Below are 15,421 nucleotides of genomic sequence, written 5' to 3' on the forward strand. Positions count from 1 at the left end.
ATCGCTCTTAAACTAAGAACATCCTTCGCATTACTGCATGGATTCCAGTTCTTCCCAGCGCTCAAAAGCGACTTCTAATTCCTGCTCTGCAGCAGACAATCTGTCTAATGTGGTTTGCGTTTCATCTATCGGCTTTGAGAAGAAATCTGGACCATTAACCGTCTCTTGTAACTGACCGATTTCTTCTTCAAGCGCTTCTAGTTTAGCGGGTAGTGCTTCTAACTCTCGTTGAAGCTTATACGATAACTTTTTAGGCTTTGATGCAACGTTTGAGTTTGTCGTTTTGGGAGCTTCCTCAATGACTTTCTCTTTTTTTGCTGGCTTTTCAGGTGCGCGAGACTTCATAACCTGAGTTCGTTGCTGTTGTGCATCGTGATAGCCACCCACAAACTCTTCTATGTGTCCATTGCCCTCAAAGATCCAACTTGAAGTCACCGTATTGTCAACAAACTGACGGTCGTGGCTCACCAAAAGTAATGTACCCTGATAGTTGGCAAGCAAATCCTCTAAAAGTTCCAATGTTTCGATATCTAAATCGTTCGTTGGTTCGTCGAGAATCAACAAATTGTTCGACTTTAGGAAGATACGAGCCAAAAGAAGCCGGTTTTTCTCACCACCAGAGAGAGCTTTGACTGGGGTACGTGCACGTTTTGGCGCAAACAAGAAATCTTGCAGATAACTTAATGCATGACGTTCACGTCCGCCTACCATGACCTCTTGCTTACCATCCGCCAGATTATCAATTACTGTCTTTTCTGGATCGAGTGCTTCACGGTATTGGTCAAAATAAGCAACTTCGAGTTTGGTACCACAATGTAGGCGCCCGGCTTGAGGTTTAAGCTCATCTAATAGTAATTTTAGAACAGTACTCTTACCGCAGCCATTTGGGCCAATTAATGCGATCCGGTCGCCACGCATAATGTTAAAGCTGAAATCTTTAACAATGGTCTTGTCTTCGTATGCGTAATGAAGATTTTCGGCCTCAAAGACGATTTTGCCACTTCGGTTTGCATCATCGATTTGTAGGTTAACTTTGCCCTGTACTTCACGACGTTCTTTACGCTCTTCACGCAGTTTCTTCAAAGCACGTACACGGCCTTCATTGCGTGTACGGCGCGCCTTGATACCTTGGCGAATCCAAACTTCTTCTTGTGCGAGTTTTTTATCAAACTCTGTATTTTGCATCTCCTCAACGCGAAGCAGTTCTTCTTTCTCAACCAGATAGTTTTCATAATCACCAGGGAAAGAAACCAGCTGACCACGATCGAGGTCGACAATACGTGTTGCCATCGATTTAATGAATGCACGGTCGTGCGAAATGAAAATGATGGAGCCTTTGAAGTCTTTTAAGAAGTTCTCAAGCCAAACAATCGTGGTTACATCCAAGTGGTTGGTCGGCTCATCAAGGAGCAGAACGTCAGGATCACACACTAGCGCACGAGCAAGGGCTGCTTTACGCTGCCAACCACCAGAGAGTTCGGTAAGCTTGGTGTTACCGTCTAACTTCAGTGCAGCCAGTACGTTTTTAATACGGTCCTCAAAGCGCCAAGCACCTGAGTGCTCTAAGCTTTCTTGAACACGAGCTAACTTGTTAATGTTTGACTCTGATGGGTCTACCGCAATCAGATCTAGGAGATCATGATAGATCTTCAGTTGTTCACCGGTTTCGGCAAGACCACCTGAGACATAATCAAACACTGTCCCTTCTTGATTACGTGGTGGATCTTGTTCTAGGCGTGACACGACCACATCTTGTGTAATCTGTATCTTGCCATCATCCATAATGATGTCACAGGCTAAAACTTTCATTAGCGTCGACTTACCGGCACCATTGCGACCTACGAGACAAACACGTTCGTTTTCTTGTAGAGCAAAATCTGCCTTATCGAGTAATGGATGGTCACCAAAGGCTAGTTGACCGTTATGAATGGTAAGTAATGCCATTTTTCTTCAACCATTGTTGTAATTCTTGTAAATCAAACGGCCAACCCAGCTCTGAGTTGCCAGTAGATACGACTGGTATTGTGACACCGTAACGAGAAAATAGCTCGTCATCAAACGCAATGTCTGTTACCGCCGTTTTATCTTGGATACCTGATTGTACGAGCAGCTCGTAGGCTTGCTCGCACAAATGGCATCCTTCCGTACTGTAGAGTGTAATCACCCTATTTATCCTTGTAGCAAATATGTCAAAGTTAGTTCTTGTGAGTCACTAACCAGCAGTTATGAATGTGTTTATTACGAGAGAAATCTAACGGCAATGTTTGCTTAGAGATGTTTTTCGCATCTAGTCCAAGCTCAGCAAGCGCATCCATGTCCATCTTAAACTGACGTTTATTGTTTGAGAAAACAATCGTTCCACCCTCACGTAATAGACGTTTAAGGTTTGTCATCAATTGAATGTGGTCACGCTGAACATCAAAGCTTTGTTCCATACGCTTGGAGTTTGAGAACGTAGGTGGATCAATGAAAATAAGATCAAATTGGTTGGTTTCTTTCTCTAGCCATTGAAGACAATCTGCTTGAACAAACTGATGCTGACGACCAACTTGCCCATTGAGCTTCATGTTCTCTTTTGCCCACTCTAAATATGTATTGGACATATCCACAGTCGTTGTCGATTTTGCGCCACCACATGCAGCATGCACCGAGCCCGAACCTGTATAAGCGAACAAGTTTAGGAAATCTTTACCAGCAGCGAGTTCACCTAAACGACGTCGTGTCAGTTTATGATCCAAGAATAATCCGGTATCCAGGTAATCGTGCAGGTTCACAATAAGTTCAACACCGTACTCATGCACGCGCATAGTTTCTGATTGCTGGCTTAGCTTTTGGTATTGAGAACGCCCTTTTTGCTTCTCACGTACCTTAAGAACGACTTTGTTTGCTTCAGTACCTGTAACTTGAATCGTTGCACGAATGATATCCGTCAGACGACGACGCGCTGTTTCTTCAGGAATGTTCTTCGGTGCTGCGTATTCCTGAATAACAATATGATCCAGGTAAACATCAATCGCTACATTGTATTCTGGTAGGTCTGCGTCGTAGATGCGGTAACTATCGAGGTTTTCTTTCTTCGCCCACTTACCAATCTTACCGATGTTTTTCTTTAAACGGTTCGAGAAATCTGGTGCAACAAGGTTTTGTTCATCATGACCGCCAGATTGAGTGACATTGTCACGAGCCATTTCAGAAATCGAGTAGTTCTTTTGGTGACAAGGTAACGCACCATTGTTTAACTTGTACTGCTTGTCTGCTCGCATGCGTAAACAGCTCAATAGCTCATCTGAACTAGAGAAGATAGACGCTTTACAACCAGGGAACTCGGCTTTTAATTGCGCGCCAAACGCGGTATACAATGCAATAAGACCAGGATGAGTACCTAGACGCTCACCATAAGGCGGGTTCGAGACGATCACACCCTCTTCAAACTCTTTTGGCCTCTTAATCTGAGCAGCATCACCCATTTCAAATTGAATTAGCGACTCTACCCCGGCACGACGAGCGTTTTCACGAGCGGTCTTTAAGACATATTTATCGTTGTCAAAGCCATAGAACTTAGCCGTTACCTTCTTCACACCACGGCGTGCTTGAACAGCTGCTTCTGACTTAATTTCTGCCCAAAGTTCAGCGTCAAAATCCTCTAACGATTCAAAACCCCAAGATTGGCGGTTTACACCAGGTGCCATATTTGCTGCCATCATCGCGGCTTCAATCAATAAGGTACCTGAACCACACATTGGGTCTAGCAGAGGTTTAGAGGCATCCCAGCCACAACGTAAAATAATGGCTGCAGCTAAGGTTTCGCGCAGTGGTGCTTTACCGGATGCAGGGCGATAGCCACGCTGATGGAGACCACCGCCAACCATATCGATACCGAGAATGGCTTTATCTCTATGAAGGCGTACGTGGATGCGAAGATCTGCATGATCTTTACTGATCGACGGTCGTGGTAGGTCTTTTTTGGTGAAGCTGTCTACGATGCCATCTTTTACTTTCATTGCACCGTACTGACTATTGCGGATTTCACGGTTTGTACCTTTGAAATCCACCACAAACTTTTTAGAGCTATGGAAGTGATTAACCCAGTTTACAGCGGTCGTCGCTAGGTAAAGGTCCATATCATCATTACAAGTAAATTCAGATAGAACACGCACGAAACGAGAAGCTAATCGGCTCCATAAACAAGCTCGATAGATTTGTTCGTTAGTCGCTTTAAATTTAACCCCAGCCTGTACAGGTTTTGGGTTATCGATCCCTAGCTGTTTCAGTTCCTCTACTAGAAGGTTTTCCAATCCATTTGAGGTTACCGCTAAATACTGGTTCATAAGCTCTTAATCGTTATCAAAAAATGAAGTCGATTATAGCGCACTTCGTTACAGATATTGATAGCTAAGCTCACCCAATCCCCCTTTATTTATCTATTCGCCTACAAAAACAACAACTCAGCTTCCTTTCTTTGGTTTTTAACGTTTCACTTTCCAACTCAAAATCCGTTAGTGAATACATATTCAAAGCAAAATTGGTATATACCAATTTGCTATTGTGGCTGTAATTAACCTACAAATAAGACTTTAAGGGGTAATTGTTGGCTTGTTTGGGTTAGATATAGGAAATTCTCTTGTCACAAATTGCGAAGAAAAATTTTAGTGATAGGTAAAATATGTGACTTTAGTCGAGGGCTGTTCGTTGACTTATCAAGATAAAGAACGAACTAAATTGAGCATTTTGTCACCAGCAGCTTTCTCATTGCTCCGTAGCTGGTGAGTTAAGAACAAAAAAAAGCGGCCATCAGGCCGCTGTAAAAGAAGGAACGAAATGAAAGAAATCTAACCGACAAGAGCTATCGGTTGTGATTGAAGAATATGATTTGCACATGCGAGGCGGTCATGCATAACTTTGATGGAGTCACCAAACGCTAAACTTTTCGAGCCAGATAAATGGAATTCATCCAAATCAACGTAAGTACATAAGCTCGCTGACTCCCCTGCCTCCAGAACGATGAAATAACCGAGGCTATGTTGATTGACTAAACGAACGATATCGCCCTCTTCTGGCTTGTACTCTTGCCCCTGAGCATCAAAGAACCAGCTTTTTGGTTGCACTGGCTTGTGGAAGCGCTTAGCCGCAACGCAGTATAGAGCTAGTTCAGCTTGACGAGGCTCAGATAAACCCAGGAAGCTAATCGTTTCTTTAAACGTTTGATAAGAGCTTGCATCATCTACGCAGAAGTCGCTGTCACGCTTAGCACAATCTACAAGCATTTTATGAGGAATATTGGTTTTGAAAACCATGTCATTCCCTAGGTCCAGCATCAGAGACTCAGTGGTCTCATCAAAATACCATTTCCATGTATCACTGGGTTTAAGCATCGTTCCATCTCTCTAATTTTTGTAAATTCAGCATGTTAGGTAAAACGCTTAATTACCTGGGTTGTTGTAATAGCTTAATTCTACAAACGGAGAGACAAAAAAAAAGGGGAAAACAATTCCCCCTCTTCTTATAAAACTAGCCTGTCACTTTTCTAAATTAAAGATTCTTTACGATATCTTTAACCAGAGCTGGACCTTTATAAATAAAACCAGAGTAAACTTGAACCAAAGATGCGCCTGCCATCAATTTCTCTTTTGCTGAAACATAAGAGTCGATACCACCAACACCAATGATCGGGATCTCACCTTTCAGTTCTTCACTTAGACGACGAACAACTTCAGTGCTACGAGATTGTACTGGACGACCACTTAGTCCCCCCGCTTCGTCAGCGTGCTTCATTCCTTCAACAATTAAACGATCAAGCGTCGTGTTAGTTGCAATCACGCCATCGATCTTGTTTTTAAGGAGAGACTCACAAATCTGAGCAATTTCATCATCACTTAGATCTGGTGCAATCTTAAGTGCTAGCGGTACGTACTTGCCGTGAACTTTTTCTAGTTCTGCTTGTTTAGCTTTAAGCTCGGATAGTAGTTCATCCAGTGCTTCACCATACTGAAGTGAACGAAGCCCAGGTGTGTTTGGAGAAGAGATGTTTACCGCGATGTACCCGGCATGCTCGTAAACCTTCTCCATACAGATTAGGTAATCTTCAGCGCCCTTCTCGATAGGAGTATCTTTGTTCTTACCAATATTGATACCCAGAATGCCATCGAACTTCGCTTTCTTCACGTTTTCAACCAGATTATCAACACCTAGGTTATTGAAACCCATACGGTTAATAATGCCTTCCGCTTCAACGAGACGGAATAAACGTGGTTTGTCATTACCTGGTTGTGGTCGTGGTGTAACGGTACCCACCTCTACAAAACCGAAGCCCATCGCGCCAAATGCTTCAATGCACTCGCCGTTTTTGTCTAGGCCCGCAGCAAGACCGACTGGGTTTTTAAATGTTAAACCCATGCACTCTACTGGACGGTGAGGAAGTTGTTGACGATAAAACAGATCAAGTGGTGTGCCTGTGAATCGCTTGAAGTTGCTCATTGCAACATCATGCGCTTTTTCAGGATCAAGTTGGAAAATGCCAGCTCTGGCAAGACGGTAAAGCATTGTGCCTCCGATAGAAAAAAGCCCCGTATAAACGGGGCTGTATTATTTACTCATTTGCAGAACAATTCAAATTTAAAAGCATCAATTCTCGCAAAGCTACTGAAAATTTTGCAAATTCATGCACATTACCAACTTTGAACTCATTAAGAATACTTTCCCAACGGTGAAGTGAGGTTTGATTATTCTCAATCCACTCTTCAAGTGCCCTCATTACGTCCAAGGATTCACCCGAACATCCACAGCTAAGAACCTGACCGGTCAGCTGACGTTGTTGCCAATCGAGATCTTCTCTAAACGCAGCTCGAGCCAAAGCTTGCCAATTGTTATCAACACTCTGGTTGTTAATCTGCGATAGGAACCAGTGAAGTGATAGACGATCACCAAGATTGAAGTACAAAGTAGCGGCTTGTTCGACAGTTTTCCCTTTCTCACGCGCCACTGTAGATATATCCAGTGCTGAATATAGACTAGATAAACGTGACACGTAGTGCGCAACATCTTTGTCAATGCCCTGCTCAATCCAAGCCATTGCTTGATCGTCATGCTCGGAGACTTCTTCTGCCACCAGCATTGAATCCAAACCTTGAATGATGATGTCTACATCAGATTGGTAAAGATCCACCAGCTCCTGTACGCTCATCTTGCTACTGCGATTACGAAGCAACCAACGAGATAAACGACGCAATGCACGACGTACAAAGGTCAGCATGTCATATTGCGCTTGAGTTGATGCAATATTATCGAGCTTGCGGATTGAGTCGAAAATATCTGCTAAACGGAAGATCTCACGTGAAGCCGCATAGGCATTGGCGATATCTACCACACTAGCACCCGTCTCTTCTTGTAAACGTGTAACAAAGTTGCAGCCCATTTCATTCACCATCTGATTTGCTAGTGCAGTAGAGATGATTTCTGCACGTAGTGGATGGTTATCGAAGTACTGGCTATAGTTACGGCGTAACTCGGTTGGGAAGTAATTGAATAGTTGTTGAGCATGATATGGGTCATTCGCAATTTCAGGCTGTACCAACTCTTCTTTGAGTACCATTTTTCCGTAAGCAACCAGAACAGACAGCTCAGGGCGAGTGAGAGCAAAGCCTTGTTTTTCGCGCTCGAACAAGGTTTCGTCATCTGGAATATATTCTAATGCGCGATCCAAGTGCCCTGCTTTTTCCATGGTATGAATAAAGCGCACTTGCTCTTTAACGACAGCAGTACCCTGTTGCTCAGTAACCGAGATAGATTCCGATTGACAGTAAGCATCATCAAGCACAATGTCACCCACTTCATCTTCCATAGACTCTAGAATTTGGTTGCGCTGCTTGATGGTGAGATCACCATTTGCCACCAAAGTGTTTAGGAAGATCTTGATATTGACTTCATTATCCGAGCAGTCAACCCCACCCACGTTGTCAACAAAGTCCGTATTAACACGACCACCTTTCAGAGCGTATTCGATACGACCCAGTTGAGTCATACCTAGGTTACCGCCCTCACCAACGACCTTGGCGTTTAGATCTTTACCATCGATTCGCAGTACGTCGTTAGCTCGGTCGCCTACTTCAGCGTGGGTTTCTTGGGACGATTTAACGTAAGTACCGATACCGCCATTCCAAAGAAGATCCACTTGCATTTGTAGAAGCGCTTTGATCAACTCATTAGGTGCCATTGATGCTTTCTTCGTGCCGATCATTTTTTGGATCTCTGGAGTCAAAGAGATCGACTTAGCGCGGCGAGAGAAAATGCCACCGCCTTTTGAAATTAGTTTCGAATCATAATCTTCCCAGCTCGAGCGTGGCAGCTTGAATAAACGATCACGCTCAACCCAACTCGTCGAAGAATCAGGATTTGGATCGATGAAGATATGTAAGTGGTTAAATGCGGCTTGCAGGCGGATATGCTTAGACAGCAACATACCGTTACCGAATACATCACCCGCCATATCACCCACACCGATAGCGGTGAAATCGGTGGTTTGACAGTTGATACCCATCTCACGGAAATGACGTTTTACTGATTCCCAGCCACCTTTCGCTGTGATTCCCATTGCTTTGTGGTCATAACCATTAGAACCACCCGATGCAAAGGCATCACCTAGCCAGAAATTGTATTCTTCAGATACTGAATTCGCTAAATCTGAGAAGGTCGCCGTACCCTTATCCGCAGCAACAACCAAGTATGGGTCATCTTCATCGTGTCGAACCACGCTCTTAGGTGGAACCACATCTCCTTCGATTATGTTATCTGATACGTCCAGTAGTGCACGGATAAAACGCTTGTAACAACGCTGACCTTCAGCAAAGATCTCATCACGAGTGGTCATTAGGTGCTGCTTCTTACAAACGAAACCACCTTTTGCACCAACGGGTACAATCACGGTGTTTTTAACTTGCTGCGCTTTCACTAGACCGAGGATTTCAGTGCGGAAATCTTCTTGTCGATCTGACCAGCGCAAACCACCACGAGCAACTTTACCACCACGTAGATGGACACCTTCAATATCCGGTGCATATACAAAGATTTCAAACGCTGGTACAGGTGCAGGAATCTCTGGGATGTCACTTGGACGCAGCTTCAGTGCTAACCAAGGTTTATTTTGCTTGTTGGCATCAAGTTGGAAATAGTTGGTACGAAGCGTTGCAGAGATCATCTCAACGTATCGGCGAATAATACGATCATCATCCAAGCTTTCAACATTATCCAACTTATCAATGATCGCTTGTGTCAACTCTTCTTGACCCTTCTTGCCGCCTTTGTATTTAGGATCGAATCGCTTAACAAACAGATCAACAAGATTCTTTGCGATCTCCGGATAATGGTTAAGTGTTTCTTCGATGTATTGTTGACTAAATGGGAAGCCGACCTGGCGCATGTATCTTGCGTAAGCACGTAGAATTGAAATTTCTCGTCCAGTTAGCCCTGCACCCAATACCAATCGGTTGAATCCATCGCTCTCTAGGTCGCCATTCCAAATTGCTGCAAACGCCTGTTGGAATCGATCACGAGCTTCGCGAAGATCTACCGTTTGCTCACTCTTGTGCAGCATTGAAAAATCAAGGATCCAGTTTGTCTGCCCGTTCACCTTACGCACTTCATAAGGTGACTCACCAATCACTCGTAGCCCGAGGTTTTCAAGCATTGGCATAACATCGGATAAATGAATCGGTTCATTCGCATGATAGAGTTTAAGTCGAACAGCTTTTGAGTCGGCTTGTTCTTCTTGCGGACGATAAAACAACATGCCGAGTTTATTGTCATCATCTAACTTTTGTAATCTTTCGATATCTGCAACTGCAGAACTTGGCATCGTGTCTTCTTTATAAGAACGTGGGAATGCACTCATGTACTCTTTCGATAAAGGTAAACCTTTACTCTCACCGAAGTTTGCAATGATCACATCAGATAAACGATCGTCCCAAGATGAAGATGCTTCCATTAAGTTCTGCTCAATTGTTTTTACATCGACGTCCATATTATTGTTATCAACACGGACAATATAGTGTGTTCTTGCAAGCGGGCTTTCTGAGAAGAAAGTCGTGAACTCGACTTCCTGTTTACAACCAAAGTACTGCATAAGTAAGCGCTGAGTTTGGCGACGAAGTTCTGTGTTATAACGATCCTTAGTGACGTAAACCATGCAACTAAAGAAACGGCCGAATGGGTCTCTTCGAACAAATAGGCGAAGCAAATCTCGGTCCTGCATCTGCACAACACCAAGCCCGACTTCTAGGAGCTCTTCTTCACGAGCTTGAAGTAATTCATCTCGAGGGTAATTTTCTAAGATATTATGAAGCGCTTTGTATGAGTACGAACCTTGACGATAACCACTCGCTTCCAAGATACGATTCACTTTGTTACGAATCAGAGGGATACTTGAAACGCTTTGGTTATATACCGCCGAAGTGTACAAACCAGTGAAGCGATGCTCGCCAACGACTTTTCCATTCTTATCAAACTTTTTAATACCGATGTAATCGATGTAAGCAGGACGGTGGATCCGTGAGGCTTTGTTCCCCTTGGTTAATATCAACAAAAACGGTTTTTTCGCTTCAAGACGCGCTGAATCAGAGAAGTCAGACAGTTTGACTGAACGCACACGAGAGTCGTCCGCGAATAAACCCAGACCTGATTCACTCGTTGGTTTTAGTGTTGTCTCACCGCTATTGGATTCTAGGTCAAATTCCTTGTAGCCCATGAAGGTAAAATTGTGTTCACCGAGCCACTTTAAAAACTCAACGCTCTCATCGAAACGGTCACCTTCAACAGCAATATGTTTCTTGTTCTTTTCAACATCAGCGATGACTTGTTGAAGCTTGTTTGCCATTGGCTGCCAGCCTTCTACTACCATGCCAACATCATTCATAATGTCGAGTAGTTCAGCCTTAAGCTCTTGCATGTCTTCTTTATTCGCTAGGCGGTCAACCTCAATATGGAAAAGTGAAATGAAGTCACCCTCGCCATTGTTTACACCAACAACGTTATTTTTTTTATCACGTTGTATCTGGGTTGGGCCATGAATCATTAAGTGAGACGCTAAACCTAAGCGGTTAAGAGACATCTTGACCGAATCAACAAGGAAGGGACTATCAGGCACGACAATCTCAACTATTGAATGCGTTGATTGCCAACCTTGTCGGCTTACCGTCGGATTGAAAACACGCGCTGAAACTTCGCCCGCTTGCTTTTCAGAAATGTGTTGCCACAAGCTAATGACAGCACCATAAAGGTCAGATTCGTTTCGATGAACCAAATCATCTTGTGAGATATTGCTAAAAAGATGTTGAGCGAGTTGAGTCACTAGCGGTTGTTGAGCAGAGTCGAGTTTGTCTTGAATCAGTTGATACACTTTTTCAAGAAGAACCGGGACAACAGGTTCACGTACGGTCATACGCACACTCCAAGAATTTCTAATTATTGTGGGGGACCCGCACTTTGGCGGAAGCTCTTTGGCTATGTATCTATTGTAAAAGCTTTATTGCCACATGGTTAACAATAATATGAAAGGTTGGAGGTGAAATGTTTAAGAGTGTGACTAAGGTACCTATTTCATTCGTTATAACTGGGTTAAGTCACTAGATTTGGTGAAACTTATAGAGCTTCTAACCTAATAAACTTATTATTTTGGTCAGTTATTAGGCGAAAGCGCCCCTTTACACCCATTTGTGTTAAAAAAGGTCGAAATCTTGAAGCAGGCAATTGCAACCGGAGACCTTGATCGGTCGTCACTAGCACGTTACTCGCTGCTCCCGAATAGTGAGCAATATATGCTTGATAACTTATGTTTAGAGAAAAGTGATAATGGTTCATGGCATTTCATGTTTAACGGTGAAAAAAGTTGTCATCGAATGAATCTAATAAAAGAGCAGCGCCATATTTAGGCGCTGCGAGTTATCTTGTTATAACGACTATGCTTCGAGAGCTTTTGACACCTTTTCAAATAGATCTTTTGCCAAGTTATCCAAGCCTTGAAGTGCTTCAAGCTCTGCTTTGATCAACGACTTTCTTTGATCGTCGTACTTGGCCAACTTCAATAAAGGATCAATCAGACGAGATGCCACTTGTGGGTTTGAGTCATTCAGCGTCTGGAGGATCTCGCCAGCAAACTTATATCCCTCTCCCGAGCGATTATGAAAGTTAACAGGGTTCTGGTTGAGGAATGAGCCAATCAGATTACGAGTTCGGTTTGGATTTTTAAGGCTAAATGCTGGGTGATTCATACTCTCTTTGATCACTTCAAGTGCATTATCAGCCGGGTTAGAGCCTTGAAGGTTAAACCACTTATCCATGACCAAACCATCATGTTTCCACTTATCACTGTAATCTGCCATTAGATCTTCACGACATGCTAGCTGAGATTGGTTAGCTGCCGACATTGCAGCAATAGTATCAGTCATGTTGTTTGCATGTTGGTACTGAGCTTTGACCAGTTCATTGCCCTGCTCAGTTTTCGCTAGGAATCCCAGACACGTATTGCGCAGAGCGCGGCGACCTATCGAATCATGATCAATTTTGTATTCAACTTGTTTTAATGAATGGTAGGTTGCACTCAATTCATCTTCTAGCTCTGATGCCAAGATTGACTTAATACCACCAAGTACTTTAGCTACAGCGTCTACATCAACAATGTCGTACCAACCAGACACTTCGTTGTGGCTTGGAAGCGAGAGCATCTCCGCAATGAATGCTGGCTCTAAAGAAGAGTCAAGCAAAGCACCACGGAATGCGTCAATCACTTGCTCACTAAGCGAAACATTCTCACCACTTTGGACTTTAGTGACATTGTCACGAATGTATTTAGCAAGAAGCATTTGACCTGCATCCCAACGCGCAAAGTCGTTGCGCGCATGCGTCATCAAGAATACCAGCTCTTCATCACTGTAATCGTAATGCAGTTTAACGGGCGCTGAAAATTCTCTTAACAGTGAAGGTACTGGTTTCTCAGCAACATCATCAAACACAAAAGTCTGCTCAGCGTCAGTAACATTAAGTACATTTGCAACAGGCTCACCATTTGATGTCAGACCGACAACCCCTCCTTTTGAATCATAAAGTTCAATATCAAAAGGAATGTGTAGCGGTTGTTTCTCGCTTTGCTCTTGTGTCGCAGGTGTCACTTGTTTAATCGTTAAGCTGAATTGTTTCGTTGCTTCATGGTATTCACTTGTCACTGTCAATTCAGGCGTGCCTGATTGGCTGTACCAAAGGCGGAACTGAGTCAGGTCAACGCCAGAAGCGTCTTCCATAGCTGAGACGAAGTTTTCACACGTTGCCGCCGTTCCATCATGACGTTCAAAGTAAAGTTTCATGCCTGCTTGGAAGCCTTCTTCACCAAGCAATGTATGCATCATACGAATCACTTCGCTGCCTTTTTCGTAAACAGTCAGAGTGTAGAAGTTATTCATCTCGATAACTTTATCAGGGCGAATCGGATGAGACATTGGGCTAGCATCTTCTGCAAACTGAGGGCCACGAATGATGCGAACGTTGTTGATACGATTAACCGCTCGAGAACCAAGATCAGAAGAGAACTCTTGATCACGGAAAACCGTTAAACCTTCTTTCAAGCTCAATTGAAACCAATCTCGACAGGTCACTCTGTTACCAGTCCAGTTATGGAAATACTCGTGACCAATTACTGCTTCAATACCCAGGTAATCCGTATCCGTCGCTGTTTGGTCATTCGCTAGAACAAACTTAGAGTTAAAGATGTTGAGACCTTTGTTCTCCATGGCTCCCATGTTGAAGAAATCAACCGCGACTATCATGTAAATATCTAGGTCATACTCCAAACCGAAACGCTCTTCATCCCACTTCATTGAGTTGATGAGTGACGTCATTGCATGAGGGGCACGGTCAAGATTGCCTTTATCTACAAATATTTCCAGAGCAACATCACGACCCGATTGTGTTTTATAGCTGTCGCGAAGGACATCGAAATCACCTGCGACAAGAGCAAATAGATAGGCCGGTTTCGGATGCGGATCTTGCCACTTCACCCAGTGACGGCCATCATCAGCCTTGCCTTCTTCAATGCGATTACCATTACTTAGTAGAAACGGATACACTTTTTCATCTGCAATAACGGTCGTCGTAAACTTGGCTAAAACATCAGGACGGTCCATGTAGTAAGTGATGCGGCGGAAACCTTCAGCCTCACACTGTGTGCAGAACGCTCCACCTGACTTATACAGACCTTCTAATGCGGTATTTCCTTCTGGGTCAATCTCTGTAACGATAACCAGTTCAAAGCTTTCAGGCAGTGATTGAAGTCTAAGACCACCTTCTTCTTCAGCGTATTCAGACCAAGCTGTGTCATTAACAGACACTGATACCAACTTTAGCCCTTCTCCATCTAACCAAAGCTCATCGCTGTCACCTGCCTGATTAACTTTTGACACAGCAGTTACGATCGTTGCGTTATCATGTAGATCAAAAGTCAGGTCGATGTCCGAGATTAGATGAGTTGGAGATTGGTAATCTTTGCGGTATTTCGCGAGAGGTTGAGTTGCCATTATGAATCCTTATCGGGCAAATGCCATTTATTACTAATAGAAGTGTTTTACGTCTACAAACAAAATAAAACAAGTGATTTACAAAAAAAACGAGGCATATATGACTATGCCTCGTTTAACTGCTAGATTTATCGCCACACGCGAATTAGGGTCAACGAACTCTCGCAAGTTCCGCGTACATATCTTCGCCTTTAAGCGTTAACTTATCTTGGTCTAAAGTATAACGTGTGTCTTGCTCTCCATCCTCATACAGAAGCACCAATTGATCTCCTTCAAGGTAGTAGACACCGCGATGAACCGATTCAGAACCTTTATCGGATGAAGCTCGGAACAAGAAGACAAAATCAGGTTGGAGAATCAAGTCGAGCTTGCTGACGCTACTCGCAAGTAGGTTTGAACCACTCAAGAGCTTACTGGACCAAATGCCAGCAATTGCGTTGGGCAATGACTTAGTAAACACGACACCATTAAGTCTTAATCGATTATGGTTACCGTCGTATTCGTAGACTTGAGGTGAGTTTGAATGGAGACCGAGTATAATTTGGTCATCGCTTGCCGCATAAAAACCAACCCAGTGCTCTATCGAGTAATCTCGCTTTTGAATATCAATTTGAAATTCGTAATTACTACTCAGCGTTAGTTTGATCGCTCTAAAGTTTTCTTCTGAGCTCTCTGGGTTTGGATTAAGCAGGTACCAATCCCCAAGTAAAAATGGATTATCGAACTGGGTTAAATCAGCTTCGTTCTTTTCTTGCTGTGCAGTAGCTTGCGCAACAGCAACGCAAGAAAACAGTAATCCAATTATTAGTATAATTCTTCTCATAGCGGCCCCCTCTGTTTCTTTAAGCGTAGGCACACTTGTACGAAGA

General features: G+C 43.5%; 9 protein-coding genes. All 9 read right to left on the reverse strand.

Going from position 1 to position 15,421, the window contains the following annotated elements; genetic code table 11:
* Nucleotides 1–30: 30 nt before the first annotated feature.
* The 9 genes from DPF91_RS16140 to DPF91_RS16180 all read right to left on the reverse strand — a co-directional run bounded on the left by DPF91_RS16140 (nt 31) and on the right by DPF91_RS16180 (nt 15,375).
* Entirely contained in the window at nt 31–1,944 is a 1,914-nt protein-coding gene (locus DPF91_RS16140; RefSeq protein ID WP_117235476.1) for an ABC transporter ATP-binding protein, read from the reverse strand.
* Entirely contained in the window at nt 1,922–2,164 is a 243-nt protein-coding gene (locus DPF91_RS16145) for a glutaredoxin family protein (protein WP_117235477.1), read from the reverse strand. The genes DPF91_RS16140 and DPF91_RS16145 overlap by 23 nt, the downstream gene beginning before the upstream one ends.
* Nucleotides 2,165–2,195: 31 nt before the next feature.
* Nucleotides 2,196–4,328: a bifunctional 23S rRNA (guanine(2069)-N(7))-methyltransferase RlmK/23S rRNA (guanine(2445)-N(2))-methyltransferase RlmL gene (gene rlmKL, locus DPF91_RS16150; RefSeq protein WP_117235478.1), complete on the reverse strand. Its 2,133-nt coding sequence runs from the start codon at nt 4,326–4,328 to the stop codon at nt 2,196–2,198.
* A 501-nt stretch (nt 4,329–4,829) separates the two neighbouring features.
* Nucleotides 4,830–5,372, reverse strand: a complete 543-nt coding sequence (locus DPF91_RS16155; protein ID WP_117235479.1) for a cell division protein ZapC — start codon at nt 5,370–5,372, stop codon at nt 4,830–4,832.
* A gap of 157 nt (nt 5,373–5,529) precedes the next feature.
* On the reverse strand, nt 5,530–6,540 hold the full coding sequence (gene pyrD / locus DPF91_RS16160; RefSeq protein ID WP_117235480.1) for a quinone-dependent dihydroorotate dehydrogenase: 1,011 nt from the start codon (nt 6,538–6,540) through the stop codon (nt 5,530–5,532).
* Nucleotides 6,541–6,586: 46 nt separating this feature from the next.
* On the reverse strand, nt 6,587–11,428 hold the full coding sequence (locus tag DPF91_RS16165) for an NAD-glutamate dehydrogenase (protein ID WP_117235481.1): 4,842 nt from the start codon (nt 11,426–11,428) through the stop codon (nt 6,587–6,589).
* A 200-nt stretch (nt 11,429–11,628) separates the two neighbouring features.
* Entirely contained in the window at nt 11,629–11,847 is a 219-nt protein-coding gene (locus DPF91_RS16170) for a DUF2835 domain-containing protein (protein ID WP_117235482.1), read from the reverse strand.
* A gap of 98 nt (nt 11,848–11,945) precedes the next feature.
* Nucleotides 11,946–14,552, reverse strand: coding sequence for an aminopeptidase N (gene pepN, locus DPF91_RS16175; protein ID WP_117235483.1), 2,607 nt, complete (start codon nt 14,550–14,552; stop codon nt 11,946–11,948).
* A gap of 151 nt (nt 14,553–14,703) precedes the next feature.
* On the reverse strand, nt 14,704–15,375 hold the full coding sequence (locus DPF91_RS16180) for a hypothetical protein (RefSeq protein ID WP_117235484.1): 672 nt from the start codon (nt 15,373–15,375) through the stop codon (nt 14,704–14,706).
* Between the last annotated feature and the right edge of the window lie 46 nt (nt 15,376–15,421).

This window comes from Vibrio maerlii, assembly GCF_003415655.1.
GTDB lineage: Bacteria > Pseudomonadota > Gammaproteobacteria > Enterobacterales > Vibrionaceae > Vibrio > Vibrio maerlii.